This is a genomic window from uncultured Microbacterium sp. (genome assembly GCF_963524805.1).
Lineage (GTDB): Bacteria > Actinomycetota > Actinomycetes > Actinomycetales > Microbacteriaceae > Microbacterium.
The window spans coordinates 216,474-234,580 of the sequence record NZ_CAURGG010000005.1 but is presented as its reverse complement, the minus strand read 5'-3'; the positions used below and the strand labels follow the sequence as shown (position 1 = coordinate 234,580).

Below are 18,107 nucleotides of genomic sequence, written 5' to 3'. Positions count from 1 at the left end.
CGCCCACGGCGCCCGCTTCCGCGCATGCGGCGCCCGTCGTCAGCGCGGCGCCCGCGACCCCGGCGACGGCGCCTTCCCCGCCGGCGCCCGTGAACGATGCCCCGGCGCCGAGCGGTCCGGTGACGCTGCAGCACATGCGCGACGCCTGGCCCGAGGTGCTGGGCCGCCTCGAGAACACCAGCCGGTCTTCGTGGCTGCTCGCCTCCGGTTCCCGTGTCGTCGAGCTGGACGGGGACATCCTGACCCTCGCGTTCCAGAGCCAGGCGGATGTCGCGCGCTTCAAGAAGCTGGCCGCGGGCGCCGGGCCCAGCGAAGACCTGCGCCAGGCGATCCTCGCCGTGCTCGGCATCCGAGTGAAGTACCTCGCCAAGCACGACGGCGATGCGGCTCCGCCGGCATCCGATGCGCCGCCTGTCGCGCCGGCGTCCTCGACAGTCGCACCGCGCTCGCGCCCGGCCGTGGTGAGCGCGCCGAGCGCCGCCGCGGCACCGGTGACCGACTGGGTGGTCGCCGCGATCCCGAGCGACGCCGATGCCCCGCCCGCCGATGCGCCGGAACCGCCGACCGCGGTCGCGCAGTTCGCCGTCGACGACGAGCCCGAAGAGGCCGCCGAGCAGGCGCGGTCCCAGATCGCGACGATCGCCCCGCCGCGCGAGGGTGATGTTCTGCCGGCTCAGGACGTCGAGCCCTCCGCCGATCTCGACCAGGACGAGATCGACGAGGTGGATGCCGATGCCGACGTCCCCGTCCCGCCGGTCGTCGCTCCGCCGCTGCCGCGCGCGGCTGCCCGGCCCGCGTCTGCAGGGGCGCAGAGGTACGGGGAAGCCGTCGTCCGCCAGGTGCTCGACGCGCGCTTCGTGCGCGAGGAGCCCTACGAGCCGCCCACGAGGTTCAGCTAGCCCATGTACGACGGCATCGTCCAAGACCTGATCGACGAATTCGGCCGGCTGCCGGGCATCGGCCCGAAGTCCGCTCAGCGCATCACGTTCCACATCCTCCAGTCGCCGTCCTTCGACGTGTCGCACCTGGCGACGCTGCTCGCCGAAGTGCGCGAGAAGGTGCGCTTCTGCGAGATCTGCGGAAACGTCTCGGAACAGGACCGGTGCGGGATCTGTCGCGACCCGCGGCGCAACCCCGCCGTCATCTGCGTCGTCGAAGACGCGAAGGACGTCGCCGCGATCGAGCGCACGCGCGAGTTCCGCGGTCTCTACCACGTGCTGGGCGGGGTGATCAGTCCCATCGCCGGCATCGGGCCCGAAGACCTGCGCATCACGCAGCTCATGCAGCGGCTTGCCGACGGCACCGTCCAGGAGGTCATCCTCGCGACCAACCCGAACCTCGAGGGGGAGGCGACCGCGACCTACCTCAGCCGGCTGCTGCACACCCTCGAGATCGCGGTGACGCGTCTCGCGTCAGGACTGCCCGTCGGCGGCGACCTCGAGTACGCCGACGAGGTCACCCTCGGGCGAGCCTTCGAAGGCCGCCGCGCGGTCTGATCGAACCGTGCGATGACCCCGACGCTTCAGCGCTTCGACACGCGCGCCTGGCTCCTGTTCGCCGCGATGGCGGTGCTCTGGGGAATGCCGTACCTGTTCATCAAGCAGGCGGTCGACTCGTACTCTCCGGCATCTGTCGTCGCCGGCCGCACCCTGCTGGGCGCGCTGCTGCTGCTGCCGTTCGCCCTGCGGCAGAAGGCTCTGCGCCCCGCGTTCTCCAAGATCTGGTGGGTGCTCGCCTTCGGCGCGATCGAGATGGCCGGTCCGTTCCTGCTGCTCAGTCACGCCGAGCAGACGCTGCCGTCCGGGCTCACGGGGCTGCTCGTGGCCACCGTGCCGCTGTTCGCCGCGCTGATCGCCTTCACGGGCGGTGATCGGGCCGTGCTCAAGCCGGTCCGCCTCATCGGCCTGATCGTCGGCTTCGTCGGCGTCGGCATCATCGTGGCCGGTCCTGGACTTGCGGCCGGGGGAACCGCCGGTCTCCTCGCGATCGGGGAAGTGCTTCTGGTGGCGATCTGCTACGCCACTGCGCCGTTCATCGTCGCCCGCCAGCTCAAGGACGTGCCCGCGCTCGGAACGATCACCCTGTCGCTGGCCGCGGTCGGGGTGTTCTACCTGCCGATCGCCCTGCTCACACAGCACGAGGCGCCGACCGCGCAGAGCACGCTCTCACTCATCGCCCTCGCGGTGCTGTGCACCGCCGTCGCGTTCATCGTCTTCTTCGCGCTGATCGACCACGTCGGGCCCGCCCGTGCCCCGCTGTTCACGTACGTCAACCCAGTGGTCGCGATTCTGCTGGGTGCGATCGTGCTCGGCGAGCAGATCACCGCAGGACTGCTCATCGGCTTTCCTCTCGTGATCCTCGGCTGCTGGCTGGCGGCCACGGGGGGAACCATCCGCACCCGCGAACCCCCGGGCGAACTGCCACCCGTCGCCCCGGGCTGAGCCGGCGCCGGGTCAGCGCAGCACTTCGACCAGAGCGACCCACGACACGACGATCCCGGTCACGATCGCCAGCACGGACCCTGTCGCAACCAGGTAGAGCCCGGACGGACCTCCTGCCAGAACGACCAGCGCACCGGCCGCGTACGCGACGATCGGCAGGAATCCGAAGACCGACTTCGGCAGTTTGGCGCGGGCAGCCGGGTGGTGATCCGCGAAGATCGCCCGGGTCGCCTGCACCTGCAGGATCGCCGCACCCGCCGCTGCCGCCAGCAGGAGGACGCCGAACCAGAGCGGACTGATCCGCGGCACCAGGCCCAGCGCCGAGGCGACGATCGCGAGCACGAGCGCGGCGATGCCTGCTGCCAGCCGTGCCGTGAGCGCCCGGGCCTTAACGATCTCGCCGATGTTCACGCTCGCCGCGACGATCACCAGCCCCGCGAGAGCAGCGGTCGCGCCCGCCATGGCGACGTTGAAGTCCGACCACAGCTCGAGATCCTCGATCATGCTCGGGATGCTATCGGCAGTGCGGCACAACCGCCCTTCCTCAGACTTCGACGGGCACCTCGTAGACCTCGAGAGTGCCGTGACCCGCACGCTCGTGCACCCGCTTGATCGCGTCGATCGAGGGCCCTGTCGACAGGCAGAACGCCTTGCCCGACACCGGATCGAGCCAGGCCTTCTCGAAGTGGACGCCCTCCTCGGCCTCGATCGCCAGGTCGGCATCATGCGCGGCCTGAAGGCCGGCCTGATCGACCCCGACGAAACCCTCATGGATATCGATGAAAGTAGGCATCGACATCCCCCTTCCCCTCCAACCCGGACCCCGTGCCCGGGTTCTCGGGACCAGTGTCCTCCCGGCGGGTGGCGAAGTACATGGGCCTCGTGACGCGGCCCCTGCCTGCATTCGGCGCATGATCGAGGCGGCATACCGCGTCCGTAAGATGGTGCGTTGGGGCGCGGCATCCGATCGCCCATCCGTCATCCGTCACCGCAGTGACGTTCCGGGAGTACACATCGTGGCGTTGTTCGTGCAGAAGTACGGCGGGTCGTCCGTCGCCGACGCCGAGAGCATCAAGCGCGTCGCAAAGCGCATCGTCGACACGCGGCGGGCGGGGCACGATGTCGTGGTCGCGGTGAGCGCGATGGGGGATACGACCGACGAGCTGCTCGACCTCGCCGCACAGGTCGCGCCCATTCCGGCACCGCGGGAGCTGGACATGCTGCTCTCCAGCGGCGAGCGGATCTCGATGGCGCTGCTCGCGATGGCGATCCACTCGATGGGCTTCGAGGCACGATCGTTCACCGGCTCGCAGGCGGGGATGATCACGGATGCCACGCACGGCGCGGCCCGCATCGTCGATGTGACGCCCATCCGGCTGCGCGAAGCGCTCGACGAGGGCGCGATCGTGATCGTCGCCGGCTTCCAGGGCTTCAACCGCGACACGCGCGACATCACGACCCTCGGCCGCGGAGGATCAGACACCACCGCCGTCGCCCTCGCCGCCGCCCTCGATGCTGATGTCTGCGAGATCTACAGCGACGTGGACGGGATCTTCACCGCCGACCCTCGCGTCGTGCCCCGCGCGCAGAAGCTCACCCACGTCTCGAGCGAGGAGATGCTCGAGCTCGCCGCCAACGGCGCCAAGGTCCTGTACATCCGCGCGGTCGAGTACGCGCGCCGACACGGGGTGCTCATCCATGCGCGCTCCACATTCAGTTCCGGCGAAGGCACCTGGGTGCTGGGTCAGGGGATGGCGATCCCGGAGGGCGTCCCCGCCCTGTCCGCCGCACGCGAAGGAGAAGAGATGGAAGAGCCGATCGTCGCCGGAGTGGCGACCGACCTCAGCCAGGCCAAGATCACCGTCATGGGCGTGCCCGATGTGCCGGGAAAGGCCGCGGAGATCTTCAAGATCGTCGCGAAGTCCGGCGCCAACGTCGACATGATCGTCCAGAACGTCTCAGCGGCGGCCACCGGCCGCACGGATATCTCGTTCACCCTGCCGAAGGAGGACGCGGCGACCGCCCTGCGCGCGCTCGCCGTCGAGCAGGGCGAGGTGGGATTCGAGAGCCTGGTCCACGATGACCAGATCGGCAAGCTGTCGGTGGTGGGGGCCGGCATGCGCACGAACTCGGGCGTCTCTGCCACCCTGTTCGAGGCGCTGAGCGTCTCGGGCATCAACATCGAGATGATCTCGACCTCCGAGATCCGCATCTCGGTCGTCGTCCGCGGCGACGATCTCGCCGAAGCGGCGCGCATGGTGCACACCGCGTACGGACTCGATGGGGATGCCGAAGCCGTCGTGCACGCCGGCACCGGCCGCTGAGGCCGGGGTCGCGATGCCATCCGTCCTGATCTCGTAATCTGGTCCGCGGGCGCCCTGTCGCCGACGGCCGTACGCTCGGTTCGTCGGAGGGCACAGCATGACCAGAACGAGGCTGTCGACGAGGGCGCGCTGGCTCTGGGGGATCGGTGCGGCGCTCGCCGTATCGGCAGTCGTCGTGGCGGCTCTCGTGTTCCAGCCGTGGCTGCTGTTCGTGGACGTGCGCGTCGCCGACGCGATCCCGACGAGCGTGGCGACGACCGCTCCGTCGGCTGCCAGCACGCCGACCAGCGCGCCCACGGTCGAGCCGGCGGAGCAAGTGAGTCCGCCGCCTCCCGCGGGGCCGATCGATCTGATCGCCGGCACGTTCGTCAGTCACGAGCACACGACGACAGGTTCGGCGCGGGTGATCGAATTCCCCGACGGCTCGCGCCAGCTCGCGATCGAGGGACTGGAGACCACCAACGGCCCCGATGTGCACGTGTGGCTGAGCGCGGCACCGGTCCTGGAGGGGACCGAGGGGTGGTTCACTGCCGCGGGATACGAGTACGTCGACCTCGGTCCGATCAAGGGCAACCTCGGCGACCAGCTCTACGACATCCCGACGGGTGTCGATCTCGGAGTCCTGCGCACCGTGGAGCTCTGGTGCGTGCAGTTCTCGGTGTCCTTCGGCGCAGCGGCGCTCTCGTAACGAAGTCCGCCCTCGTTCGGCATCCACTCGGCGGCCGGTAGAATTCAGCTTCACCCCGCCACCACCCCGAGGACCTCACATGACCCGCATCTCCGATTCCGGACTCTCCGTCGCCGTCGTCGGCGCCACCGGCCAGGTCGGCACGGTCATGCGCGAGATCCTCGCCGACCGTTCCTTCCCGATCCGCGAGCTGCGGTTGTTCGCGACCGCCCGTTCGGCCGGCACGGCTGTCGAGTTCTCCGGACAGACCGTCGTCATCGAAGACGTCGAGACGGCAGACCCCTCAGGCATCGACATCGCGCTGTTCTCCGCCGGAGCAACCGGAAGCCGCGCGCACGCCCCCCGCTTCGCCGCGGCCGGCGCCACGGTCATCGACAACTCCAGCGCATGGCGGATGGACCCCGACGTGCCCCTCGTGGTGAGCGAGGTCAACCCGCACGCCATCCGGGAAGCGGTCAAGGGAATCATCGCCAACCCCAACTGCACGACGATGGCGGCGATGCCCGTGCTCAAGGTGCTGGATGCCGAGGCGGGGCTCGAGCGGCTCATCGTCAGCACCTATCAGGCCGTCAGCGGTTCCGGTATCGCCGGCGCCGAAGAGCTGCTCGGCCAGGTCGAGGGAGTGCTGGCGCAGGGCGACACCCTGCGGCTCGTGCACGACGGCTCATCCGTCGAGTTCCCCCAGCCGGAGAAGTACATCGCCCCGATCGCGTTCGACGTCATCCCGTTCGCCGGAAACCTCGTCGAGGACGGCGACAACGAGACGGACGAAGAGAAGAAGCTCCGCAACGAGAGCCGAAAGATCCTCGAGCTGCCGGGCCTGCGCGTCGCCGGCACCTGCGTGCGCGTGCCCGTCTTCACCGGCCACTCGCTCAGCATCAACGTCGAGTTCGCGCGCGAGATCACACCGGCCCGTGCCCGCGAGGTGCTCTCGGACGCTCCCGGCGTGGTGCTCGAAGAAGTGCCGACGCCCCTGCAGGCGGCAGGCAAGGACCCCAGTTTCGTGGGCCGCATCCGCGCGGACCAGTCAGCGCCCGAGGGCAAGGGTCTCGTGCTGTTCATCAGCAACGACAACCTGCGCAAGGGCGCGGCGCTGAACGCGGTGCAGATCGCAGAGCTCGTGGCGGCGGGCCTGGGCGTCAGCGTCTGAGCATCGGCGGAGCGCAACCACGGCCGCGGCGAGAACTAGACTCGACGGGTGACTGAAACCGTCGATGTGGTGCTCATCGGTGGTGGCATCATGAGTGCCACCCTGGGCACGCTCCTCTCCGAACTGCAGCCCGACTGGAAGATCGTCGTCTACGAGCGGCTCCACGACGTCGGACTGGAGAGCTCCAACGCCTGGAACAACGCCGGCACCGGCCACGCCGCACTGTGCGAGCTCAACTACACGCCCGCGGGTCCCGACGGCACGGTGGATCCGGCCAAGGCCATCGCGATCAACGAGCAGTTCCAGCAGAGCCGTCAGTTCTGGTCCTCCCTCGTCGAGGAAGGCGCTCTGGATGCACCGTCGACGTTCATCAACTCGACGCCGCACATGACCTTCGTCCGCGGCGAGAAGGACGTCGCGTTCCTGAAGGCGCGCTACGAAGCCCTCCGGACCCAGCCGCTGTTCGCCGGCATCCAGTACAGCGAGGACTCGCGCGTCATCAACAGCTGGGCGCCGCTGCTCATGCAGAAGCGGCGCGCGGGCGAGCCGTTCGCCGCGACCCGTGTGCCGGCCGGCACCGACGTGGACTTCGGCGCACTCACCCACCAGCTCTTCGACAACCTCAGCGAGCGCGGCGCGCAGGTCATCACCAACCGCGAGGTGCGAAAGCTCAAGCGCCAGCCCGACGGCACGTGGCTGCTCAAGTGGCGCAACTCGATCGGCGGCACGCCCGGCCAGACCCGGGCCCGTTTCGTGTTCGTCGGGGCGGGGGGCTGGGCGATCAAGCTGCTGCAGCGCTCCGGCATCCCCGAGATCAAGGGCTACGGCGTGTTCCCGATCGGCGGCCAGTGGCTCAAGACGTCCAACCCGGCGCTGGTGGCCAAGCACAAGGCGAAGGTGTACTCGCAGGCCTCGGTCGGCGCTCCGCCGATGTCGGTCCCGCACCTGGACACGCGCGTCGTGGACGGCGAGACCTCGCTGCTGTTCGGACCGTTCGCCACCTTCAGCCCCAAGTTCCTCAAGAACGGGTCGATCTTCGACCTGTTCGCGCAGATCCGGCCGAGCAATCTGCTCGTCATGCTCAAGGTGGCGGTGGACAACCCCTCCTTGATCACGTACCTGGTCAGTGAGCTGCTGAAGAACCACAAGAAGAAGGTCGACAGCCTCCGCACCTTCATGCCCACCGCGAAGGACGAGGACTGGGAGCTGCTGAACGCGGGCCAGCGGGCGCAGGTCATGAAGAAGGACCCCAAGAAGGGCGGGGTGCTGCAGTTCGGCACCGAGGTCGTCACGGGGGCGAACGGCTCGATCGCGGGGCTCCTCGGCGCCTCACCCGGCGCTTCGACCGCCGTCTCGATCATGCTGGGCCTGCTGCAGACCTGCTTCCCCGATCAGATCCAGGCATGGGAGCCGCGCCTGCGCCAGCTCATCCCGAGCTACGGCGAGCAGCTGAACCCGAGTCCCGAGCTCGCGGAGGAAGTCCTCTCCGAGACCGCGGACACGCTCGCGCTCACGGCCTGAGCCGCCCGCGCCGCCTGCCCTAGGGTGGGCACATGCGGGGAGCCCGGAGAAGGCGGTTGCGGCGTGCGATCGCGGCGTCGATCGTCGTGGCGGCCGCAGCGCTGCTGATGACCGTCCCCGCGTCGGCGTCCGAGCGCACCGCGGCACCGGCCGCGGTGGCTCCGGCATCCGTCCAGGACTTCACCTACGACTCGTTCGAAGCCGACTACTACCTGGTGCGCGGGACCGGCGGCGAGAGCCACCTGCTGACGACCGAGAAGCTCGTCGCGCGCTTTCCCGACTTCGACCAGAACAAGGGCATCGTCCGCTGGATCCCGCAGGCGGACTCCGGCATCGCGCACGACACCGAGGTCGTGAGCGTCACCGGCGCCGGCGGAGCGCCGATCCCCTGGTGGACCGAGGAGGACGAGGACTGGATCTACGTGCTCACGGGAGACGATTCCTACGTGCGCGGCACGCAGACCTACGTGATCACGTACACGATGAGCGATGTCGTGCTGCGCTACGAGGACACCGACGCCGACGAGTTCTTCTGGGACACCGTCGGGACCGACCACGCGCAGCCGTTCGGCGCGGTCACCGCGCACGTCCACGTCGCGGGGGATGCCGCATCCGGCCTCCTGCCCGATCGCGCGTTCTGCTACTCCGGGCCCGAGGGGTCGAGGGACACGTGCGAGATGCAGCCGGCGACGGCCGAAGAGTGGCCCGCGGAGGTCGCCGCGTGGGCGGCGGGTGTCGGCGCGGGCGATGTCGCCGGGCGATCGGCGTCCTTCACCGCGGGCGATGTGGATCTCGGCGCGGATGAGAACGTCACGGTCGCCATCGGCTTCGAGGTGGGCACCTTCTCCGCCCCCACCCCGCCGCCACCGCCGCCCTATCCGTGGTGGCAGTGGATCCTCCCGGTGCTCGCGCTGCTGTCGGGCTTCGGCGGACTCGCGTTCGTGCTGGTCATGCGGGTGGTGCTCCGTCGCAATCCCGACCGCTCGCCCGTGATCGTGCAGTACACACCGCCCGAGGACGAGTCGCTGACGCTCTCGGCGGGTGTGCTGGACGTGCCGGAGCGGGCAATGGCCGCCCACGTCGTCGACCTCGCCGTGCGCGACGCGGTCGAGCTGCGTGCCTCCGGCGATCGCGACGATCCGGAGGATTTCGAGGTGGTCCTGCGCACGAAGGACGGGCTGGACTCGGACGACCTCCGGGTGATCTCCACGCTGTTCTCCAAGAACGCCAAGGCGGGCGCGGACGTGGACCTCGGTGCGTTCGCGAAGACGCCGCCGGTGCGCGCGGTCACCTACGTCCGCCGGATCGACGAGTTCACCGTGCAGCGGGGGTACCGCAGCAAGCTGCCCGGCTGGATCGGAGCGCTGCGCGGGGTCTTCCAAGTGGGCGGGTTCTTCCTGGCGATGGGCCTGATCTTCTTCGGCGAGGGAGCGTTCGAGGTTCTGGGGGAATTCGGGCCGGTCGGAAATGCGATCTACATCGCCGCGATCGTCAGCGGCTTCTTCGCCTTCCTCTTCCTGCCGTTCTTCAGGCTGCCGCGCTCGACCCTGACGCTGGCGGGCGGCATTCACAAGACGTATCTCGAGGGAATCCGCGACTACCTTCGGCTCGCGGAGGAAGACCGCCTGCGAGCCGCGCAGTCGCCGCGGACGGCGGATCTGGTCTCCTCCGGCCGCCGCGCGTACGGCGACGAGCCCAACGCTCCCGGCAACGACATCGTGAACGTGTACGAGCGCCTGCTGCCCTACGCCGTCCTGTTCGGCATGGAACGCGAATGGGTTGATGTCATCCGCAGCGCTTCGCCGGCTGCGGCGGCGGCGACGCGCGTGTCGCTGTTCGACGCCGTCTCGTCCCAGTCGCTCTCGGATGCCTCTTCCTCCATCGGCCACCTGGCGACGACACCGGTCTCCTCCGGATCGTCCAGCAGCTCCTCTTCCAGCTCGAGCTGGTCCTCCTCCGGGGGATCGTCCGGCGGCGGCTTCTCCGGCGGAGGCGGCGGCGGCGGAGGTTTCGGCGGTCGGTGAGGCGGCGACTACGCTCGGCACGTGGCCAAACTGTACTTCCGCTACGGTGCGATGAACTCCGGCAAGTCCTCGTCCCTGCTGCAGGCCGCCTACAACTATGAGGAGCGCGGACAGCACGTCCTGCTGGCCAAACCGGCGATCGATACGAAGGAATCCGATCGGATCTCCAGCCGGCTGGGCATGTCGCGTCAGGTCGATTTCCTCATCGCACCGGACGCCGACCTGCGCGCCCTGTTCGCCGAGCATCGCGCTCGCGTACAGGCCAGTGGCGCGGAGGCTCTGTTCGACGAGCAGACGGCATTCGGCCGGCCCGTCGACGTCGCGTGCCTCCTGATCGACGAGGCGCAGTTCCTCACGCCTGCACAGGTCGATGACCTGCTGAGGATCGTGGTGCTCGACGGCGTTCCGGTGCTCGCGTACGGCATCCGGACCGACTTCCGCACGGAGGCGTTCCCGGGGTCTCGTCGCCTGCTCGAGCTCGCCCACAGTCTCGAGGAGCTCAAGACGATCTGCCGCTGCGGTCGCAAGGCGATCTTCAACGCCCGCCTGGTCGGCGGACGCTTCGTCTTCGACGGCGATCAGGTCGCGATCGACGAGCTGTCCACCGACCGGGTGACCTATGAGTCGATGTGCGCCGAGTGCTACCTGCGCGAATCGGGTGGGCGCCTCGACGGCCGCTGAGCACACCGCCGTCGATCAGTACGCTGGGAGCATGCGAGTTCTCCTTGCCGGCGGAGCCGGATACATCGGCGCGCACACGGCGGTCTCCCTTCTGGATGCCGGCCACGAGGTCGTCCTGCTCGACGATCTCTCGGGCACCAGCGCGATCGCAGCGGACCGCATCGAAGCCATCACCGGCAAGCGGGCCCCGCTCGTCGTCGGGGACGCAGCCGACGATGCGACGGTCGAGAGCGTCTTCGACCAGCACGGCCCGATCGATGCGATCGTCCACCTCGCAGCCTTCAAGGCCGTGGGGGAATCGACCCAGAAGCCCCTGGAGTACTACTCCAACAACCTCGACACCACGTTCGCCCTGCTGCGCGCGGGAGTCAGGCACGGCATCCGCTCGTTCGTCTTCTCGAGCACCGGGACCGTCTACTCCGACCCGGCCGATCTTCCCTTCACCGAGGAATCGACGACCAGCATCGACCTGTCGAACGCGTACTCCAAGTCCAAGCGCATCAACGAAGTGGTGCTGGCCGATGTGGCGCGCGTGAACGCCGAGCTGAACGTGACGGTCCTGCGCTACTTCAATCCCGTCGGAGCGCACCCGAGCGGCCTGATCGGCGAGGACCCGGCCGGAATCCCCAACAACCTCATGCCGTTCGTTGCGCGGGTCGCCGTGGGCAAGCTCGAGAAGATCGGCGTGTTCGGCGACGACTACGACACCCCGGACGGCACCGGGCTCCGCGACTACATTCACGTGGTGGACCTCGCCGACGGACACGTCACCGCCCTGGAGCAGGCGAAACCGGGCTTCGTCGTCTACAACCTCGGCACCGGTCAGCCGGTCAGCGTCTTGGAGCTGGTCGCCTCGTTCGAGAGGGCGGTCGGGCACGAGCTGCCCAAGCAGATCCTCGATCGCCGGCCCGGCGATGTCGCGGCGACCTACTGCGATCCGTCCAAAGCCGCGCGCGACCTGGGCTGGACGGCGCGGCTCACGATCGACGACTCCTGTCGCGACTACTGGAACTGGCAGTCGCGCAATCCGGACGGCTACTCCACCGTCTGAGCACCAGGCGATCGTGCGGCGACCTCGGGGCGCTGCACGGACTCATGGGCATGTGTACCCATCGGCAGCGGCCACAGGCGCGGTTAGGATGAACCTTCGTGCCGGTTGCGGACGGCGCGATCGGCAGGCGAACGTGAGCGAGGGGGAGTCCCGGGGATGAAGGCTCTGTCGTGGATGCGTGCGCGCCCCAAGGCCCTCGCATCGGCGGCAGGCGTGACGGTCGGCGTCGTGGCGATCACCACCATGGCCTTCACCTACGAGGGCTTCCCGACGACCAAGGTCGATCTGAACGACGGCGGAGTCTGGATCACCAAGACCTCCGGCCTCATGGTCGGGCACTTCAATCACGAGTCGACGGTGCTCGACGGCGGGCTTCGCACCACCGGCGAGGACTACGACATCCTGCAGGACGCCGCGAACGTGCTGGTGGTCGATGCGGGAAGCTCCACCCTCACCGCGGTCGATCCTGCGCGGGTCTCACTGGGCGACTCCGCGGGCATCCCCGCCGCCGCGAAGGTGGCGCTGGGCAACAAGACCGCGGCGATCCTCGATGAGAAGTCCGGCGCGCTGTGGGTCGTTCCGGTGCGGGGCGTCGCGTCCTTCGAGATCGAGGCGGCCGAGCCCGTCGCCGAGCTCGGAGAGAACGCCGATGTCGCGGTGGCTCAGGACGGCACCGTCTTCGCCCTCTCCAGCGCGCGTGCCGAGGTCGTCACCGTCAACGTCGACAACGAGGGCGAAGCGCTCGAGCCCTCCACCGCTTCGCTGGGCGAACTCGACCCATCCCAGCCGGCGACGATCACCGCCGTGGGACGCATGCCGGTGGTGCTGGCCGCGGGCACCGTGATGACCCCCGGCGGATTCCGCACCGAGATCCCCGACAGCGACGGCGCCGTGCTGCAGCATGCGTCGGCGGAGACGGATGCCGTCGCCGTCGCGACCGAATCGCAACTCGTGCGCGTGCCCCTCGACGGCGGTGAGCCTGCGGTCACCGCCGCCGGCGGCACGGGCGCGCCGGCCGCGCCGGTCTGGCTTCGGGGGTGCACGTACGGCGCCTGGGCCGGACCGGGGTCGTTCGTCCGCGAGTGCGCCGGCACCGCGAACGACGTCGCCGCGACGATCGAGGAGCCTCGGGAGTCGGCGAGCCTCGTGTTCCGCGTGAACCGCGACGTCATCATCCTCAACGATGCCGTCGGCGGTGCCGCCTGGATGGCCAACGAGAGCCTGCAGCGCGTCGACAACTGGAACGATCTGACTCCTCCCGAGGGAGAGACCGAGAACGAAGAGGACTCGACGCAGGAGACCGTCGAATCCACCCTCCCGGAGCGCAGCGAAGTGAACACGCCGCCGATCGCGGAGGACGACTCCTTCGGCGTGCGGCCGGGCGGCTCGGCCCTGCTCCCGGTGATCGACAACGACAACGACCCCGACGGCGACGTGCTGGTTGCGGCGGTTCCACAGCAGCAGCCGTCGATCGGGACCGTCCAGCCCATCTTCAACGGCGGATCCCTTCAGATCGCCGTCTCCGAAGACGCCACCGGCTCGGCCACGTTCGAGTACGAAGTCGACGACGGTCGGGGCGGGAAGGACTCGGCATCCGTGGTCCTGGAGGTGCACGAGGAGGACGTCAACGGGGCACCGACGCCGAAGCGCAAGACCTCGCTCACCGTCGAGACCGGCGGAACCGTCTCGTACAACATCCTCCCGGACTGGATCGACCCCGACGGCGACGACATCTATCTGAAGGAAGTCGTGGCCGCGCCCGGTGACGAGGTCGATTTCAGCACGGACGGTCAGCTCACGTACAAGGCCACGGCGAGCCTGCAAGGTCGCAAGGATGTGCAGGTCACCGTGGCGGACGGGCTCGGCGAGCTGACGACGTCCACGATCGCCTTGGACGTGCGGCCCCAGGGAACGACCAAGCCCAAGACCAACGCCGACCACGTCGTCACCCGCGTCGGAGAGCAGATCACTGTCGCACCGCTCGCCAACGACACCAGCTCGGGCCGGGAGCCGCTGCGGCTCGGCCGTGTCGACGAAGTGCCGGGCGCGACGGTCCTGCCCGACTTCGCCAACAAGACCTTCTCCTTCACCGCTCCCGCGGTCGGCGTCTACTACGTCCAGTACCTGGCGACGGCGGGACCGGAGAACGGCGAAGGGCTGGTTCGCATCGATGTGACCGAGGCGGCCGAGGTCGATCTCCCTCCGGTCGCGGTGCGCGACGTCGCCCTGCTGCCGACCGGCGGCGATGTCCTCATCGGCGTGCTGAACAACGACGCCGACCCGGCCGGCGGCATCCTGGTCGTGCAGTCCGTGTCGATCGAGCCGGGCGCCGGCGTCTCGGTCTCGGTGCTCAATCACGAAACGCTGCGCATCACCGACCAGGGCACTCTGGAGCAGCAGGTGCGGATCTCGTATCGCATCTCCAACGGCCGGCAATCAGCCGACGGCGAGGTCGTCGTGGTGCCGATCCCCGCGCCCGAGGAGATCCTGCAGCCGGTGACGACCGCCGACACCGCCTACGTGCGAGCCGGTGACGTCGTCACGATCCCGGTGCTCCAGAACGACACCCATCCCAGCGATGACGCGATGCATGTCGCGCCCGCGCTGATCGAGCCTTTCGTCGATCCCGCGGACGGCGAAGCGTTCGTCTCACAGGACACCGTGCGCTTCAAGGCGGGACCGGAGGCCAAGACCGTCTACCTGACGTACGAGGCGGTCGACTCGCGCCAGCAGAAGGCAGCGGGCTACGTCACGATCCAGATCCTGCCCGTCGACGAGGACACCAACGCGGCACCGCGGCCGCGTGACCTCGTGGCCCGGACCCTCGCAGGAACCGAGATCGACGTCGCCGTCCCCCTGGACGGCATCGATGCGGACGGGGACTCGGTCGAGCTGCTGGACATCTCGTCGAGCCCGACCAAGGGCCGCATCGTCGAGGTGGCGCAGAACTACTTCACCTACGAGGCCTTCGACGGCTCGACCGGCGTCGACGTGTTCAAGTATCTCGTTCGCGATCGGCTCGGCAAGGAGGGCACGGCGACCGTCCGCGTCGGCATCGCCCCGGCCGAGCAGGTGAACCAGGCTCCGTATGCGGTCAAGGACGCGGTCGTCGTGCGCCCTGGCCGTGAGATCGCCGTCCCGGTCATGCTCAACGACTCCGACCCGGAGGGCGACGAGGTCTCGCTCGTCAAGAAGGGCCTGGAGGTCCCCGCGATCGACGGGCTGTCGGCGCGCGTCTCGGGCGACCGGGTGCTCGTGCAGGCGCCCAACAGCGCCATCGAGACGTCGCTGCAGTACACGGTCACCGATGCACGCGGTGCAACGGCGACCGCGGTGCTCCAGATCACCGTGGACGAGGACGTGCCGCTGCAGGCGCCGGTCTCGCGGGACGACCGGCTGCGTCCCGTCGACCTGGAGGACGGAAGCCTGTCGGCCGACCTCGACATCCTCGAGAACGACGAGGACCCGGACGGCACGACCGACCGCCTCGACGTGCAGCTCGGTGACGGGGCGACCCTGCTGGAGAACGGCAAGGTGAGGGTCACGGTGTCGGACGAGCTGCAGCTCATCCGTTACACGCTCACAGATCAGGACGACCTGCAGTCGTCGGCGTTCATCTTCGTGCCCTCCGTCGAGGGCCTGCGTCCGACGCTGACCTCCACCAAGCCGCTCGAGGTCGTCAGCGGAGAGACGAAAGAGGTGCCGCTGTCGAAGTACGTGACGGTCGCCGGTGGGGGCGAGGTCATCATCACCGAGCATGCGAAGGTGAGCGCCGTCAACGCCGACGGCTCCGACCTCGTCAGGGACGAGCGGACACTGGTCTACACCTCCGCGCCGGGCTATTTCGGTCAGGACGCGCTGACCTTCGAGGTCACCGACGGCACCGGTCCCGATGACCCCGACGGACGCAAGGCGACTCTCAGCATCCCGATCAACGTGCTTCCGCCCGACAACCAGCAGCCGGCATTCATCGGGAGCGAGGTGAACGTCGCACCGGGAGAAGCGGCGACCGTGCTCGATCTCTCCGCGCTCACCACCGACCCGGACCCGGAGGACAAGGGCAAGCACGAGTACTCACTCGTCGGCGGCGAGGGCAAGGGGATCAGCGCCCGGATCGACGGGGACCAGCTGAAGGTCGAGGCCTCCTCGACCGCGAAGAAGGGCGCTGCGACGACTCTGACGCTGCGGGTCACCGACGGCGAGACCGAACCGGTCGAGGGCTCGGTGCTGGTGCAGGTCACCGCCTCGAACCGGGCGATGGCCGCCGCGAACACCGACACCATCGCGGAGGCGGACCAGGGCCAGTCCGTCACCGTTCCCGTGCTGGCCAATGACTTCAACCCCTTCCCGGAAACGCCCCTCAAGCTCCTGTCGGCGAACGGGAGACGGGCGCCGGACGAGTCAGCGTCGCCGGCGATGACGTCGTGGTGACTCCGGCCGCAGATTTCGTCGGCACCCTGGTGGTCCGGTACACCATCCAGGACGCGACCGAGGATCCCGATCGCGAGGCGACGGGTCAGGTCGTGCTCACCGTGCAGGGCGTTCCCGCCGCGCCGGGCGCACCGACGGTCACGAGCGTGCAGGATCGGACGGTGGTGGTCTCATACGGGGCCCCGTCCAACAACGGCGCCGAGATCACGAAGTACACGGTGCGGTCCGTGCAGGGCGGCTCCTACTCGAAGGAGTGCCAGTCGACCACGTGCACTCTGGACAATCTGACCAACAACGTCGAGTACGTCTTCCAGGTGACCGCCACCAACCGGGTCGGAGAATCCGAGCCGTCGGGTTCGTCGGCCATCGCCCGCCCGGATGCGCGGCCGGACACCCCGAACCCGCCCACGCTGACCTTCGGTGACAGGTCGCTGCAGGTCGCCTGGACCACGCCGACGACCCCCGGCTCGCCCGTGGAGCGGTACACGCTGGAGATCTCTCCCGCGCCGCCGTCGGGCATCACGCAGAAAGAGGTCACCGGCAACTCCCTCACGTGGGAGGGACTGGAGAACGGCGGCAACTATCAGGTCCGCGTCCAGGCCCACAACCGCGCTCCCGAGCCCTCGAGCTGGAGCAACTGGTCGGCATCGGAGGTGCCCGCGGGGCCGCCGCTGGCGGGCTCCGCGCCGACGACGGCCGAGCTGGCGCCGGTGGGCAGTCAGGCGCAGATGCAGGTGAACTGGGCGACACCGCCGGCGAACGGCGACGCGATCGATGCGTACGAGCTGGAGGTGTGGGAGGGCTCATCCCTGCAGCGGACGCTGTCGCCGTCGCCCGGAACGAACAGCCAGGCCGTCGTGGTGCCGACCTCCGAGAACGCCTACACCTACCGCATCCGCGGGCACAACAAGGCGGGCTGGGGTGAGTGGAGCGCGATGTCGGCTCCGCGCCGCGGCGTCATCGCGCCGGCTCCTCCGCAGATCACCGGCGTCGTCGCCGGCGACCGGCAGCTCACGGTCGGCTACAGCCCGGGCTCACGGGGAGGCGCGCGCGCCGACGAGGTGGCCTATCAGTACCGCCTGAACGGCGGCGGCTGGGCCGGCTTCCCGGGCGGCGGCGTCATCGGGGGGCTCGCGAACGGAACGAGCTACACGGTCGAGATGCGGGCCGTGGCGACGGTGGACGGAACCACGTATGCCGGGGGCGTCTCCAACAGCGTCCGCGAGATTCCCTACGGCGCCCCCCGGGCGCCGGTGGCGACCGCCCGCAACCTCGGTCAGAGCGTCGAGCTCAGCTGGAACTCGACCGGATCCGATAACGGCCGCCCGATCCAGACGACGCAGATCCGCATCGACGGCGGCAGTTGGCAGAACGTCGGCAGCACCGGCTCGCGGACGGTCGGCGACGGGTACCAGCAGACCCACAGCATCGACGTCCGGGCGCAGGATTCGACCGGCACGTGGTCGCCCGTCGCGTCCGACTCCGCCCGCACCGACGACCCACCGCCCCCGCAGGTGTTCGTGACACAGGGTGATGCCGCCGGCAGCTGCGTCAACGGATGCCGCCGGTACGTCGTCAACTGGAACAACCTCAACATCGGGAACGCCACAGTCTGGTGCTACTCGAGCAACGACGGCCGGATCGGCGCCCTGCAGTACACGATCAACTTCGACGGCCAGGGAAGCCAGCAGATCGGCTGCTACGTGGGTCGCGATGGCCAGGACGTCTGGATCGACATCCAGGGCTGGGGCGACGGTGTCGACACCGAGAAGAGATTCTGGGCGCGGCCGTAGCCG

General features: G+C 69.1%; 14 protein-coding genes. 12 read left to right on the top strand and 2 right to left on the bottom strand.

The genetic code is table 11. The features are described 5' to 3' along the window. The first annotated feature begins 134 nt into the window (after positions 1–134). From RWQ91_RS12050 to RWQ91_RS12040, 3 genes are read left to right on the top strand one after another with little or no spacing between them, the layout of a single operon-like run. On the top strand, positions 135–899 hold the full coding sequence (locus RWQ91_RS12050) for a hypothetical protein (RefSeq protein ID WP_314506297.1): 765 nt from the start codon (positions 135–137) through the stop codon (positions 897–899). Positions 900–902: 3 nt separating this feature from the next. Then, positions 903–1,496, top strand: a complete 594-nt coding sequence (recR, locus tag RWQ91_RS12045) for a recombination mediator RecR (protein ID WP_314506295.1) — start codon at positions 903–905, stop codon at positions 1,494–1,496. A gap of 12 nt (positions 1,497–1,508) precedes the next feature. Next, the gene (locus RWQ91_RS12040; protein ID WP_314506292.1) at positions 1,509–2,441 is read left to right on the top strand and encodes a DMT family transporter; all 933 of its coding nucleotides are present in this window, start codon (positions 1,509–1,511) and stop codon (positions 2,439–2,441) included. A 12-nt stretch (positions 2,442–2,453) separates the two neighbouring features. Here RWQ91_RS12040 and RWQ91_RS12035 read toward each other — a convergent pair whose 3' ends face one another. Both RWQ91_RS12035 and RWQ91_RS12030 read right to left on the bottom strand, forming a co-directional pair. Continuing rightward, entirely contained in the window at positions 2,454–2,945 is a 492-nt protein-coding gene (locus RWQ91_RS12035) for a hypothetical protein (RefSeq protein WP_314506289.1), read from the bottom strand. A 40-nt stretch (positions 2,946–2,985) separates the two neighbouring features. Then, positions 2,986–3,234: an SCO4226 family nickel-binding protein gene (locus RWQ91_RS12030; protein WP_314506285.1), complete on the bottom strand. Its 249-nt coding sequence runs from the start codon at positions 3,232–3,234 to the stop codon at positions 2,986–2,988. Positions 3,235–3,457: 223 nt separating this feature from the next. On the opposite strand from RWQ91_RS12030, the gene RWQ91_RS12025 reads away from it, so the two are divergent. The 9 genes from RWQ91_RS12025 (at position 3,458) to RWQ91_RS11985 (ending at position 18,104) form a co-directional block, all read left to right on the top strand. Beyond that, positions 3,458–4,765: an aspartate kinase gene (locus RWQ91_RS12025; RefSeq protein WP_314506312.1), complete on the top strand. Its 1,308-nt coding sequence runs from the start codon at positions 3,458–3,460 to the stop codon at positions 4,763–4,765. Between the two features lie 97 nt (positions 4,766–4,862). Further along, positions 4,863–5,453 (top strand): DM13 domain-containing protein, encoded by a 591-nt coding sequence (locus RWQ91_RS12020; protein ID WP_314506284.1) that lies wholly within the window; start codon positions 4,863–4,865, stop codon positions 5,451–5,453. Positions 5,454–5,532: 79 nt separating this feature from the next. Then, complete coding sequence (locus RWQ91_RS12015) at positions 5,533–6,603, top strand: aspartate-semialdehyde dehydrogenase (protein ID WP_314506280.1); 1,071 nt, start codon at positions 5,533–5,535, stop codon at positions 6,601–6,603. Positions 6,604–6,651: 48 nt separating this feature from the next. Continuing rightward, positions 6,652–8,124, top strand: coding sequence for a malate:quinone oxidoreductase (locus RWQ91_RS12010; RefSeq protein ID WP_314506278.1), 1,473 nt, complete (start codon positions 6,652–6,654; stop codon positions 8,122–8,124). Positions 8,125–8,156: 32 nt separating this feature from the next. Further along, positions 8,157–10,148: a DUF2207 domain-containing protein gene (locus tag RWQ91_RS12005; RefSeq protein WP_314506274.1), complete on the top strand. Its 1,992-nt coding sequence runs from the start codon at positions 8,157–8,159 to the stop codon at positions 10,146–10,148. A 21-nt stretch (positions 10,149–10,169) separates the two neighbouring features. Continuing rightward, positions 10,170–10,829, top strand: a complete 660-nt coding sequence (locus RWQ91_RS12000) for a thymidine kinase (RefSeq protein WP_314506272.1) — start codon at positions 10,170–10,172, stop codon at positions 10,827–10,829. A gap of 31 nt (positions 10,830–10,860) precedes the next feature. Further along, positions 10,861–11,880 carry a UDP-glucose 4-epimerase GalE gene (gene galE / locus RWQ91_RS11995; RefSeq protein WP_314506271.1) on the top strand — a complete coding sequence of 340 codons (1,020 nt, stop codon included), beginning with the start codon at positions 10,861–10,863 and terminating at the stop codon, positions 11,878–11,880. A gap of 156 nt (positions 11,881–12,036) precedes the next feature. Beyond that, entirely contained in the window at positions 12,037–16,311 is a 4,275-nt protein-coding gene (locus RWQ91_RS11990) for an Ig-like domain-containing protein (protein ID WP_314506268.1), read from the top strand. Next, complete coding sequence (locus tag RWQ91_RS11985) at positions 16,308–18,104, top strand: fibronectin type III domain-containing protein (protein WP_314506266.1); 1,797 nt, start codon at positions 16,308–16,310, stop codon at positions 18,102–18,104. The genes RWQ91_RS11990 and RWQ91_RS11985 overlap by 4 nt, the downstream gene beginning before the upstream one ends. The last annotated feature ends 3 nt before the right edge of the window (positions 18,105–18,107 follow it).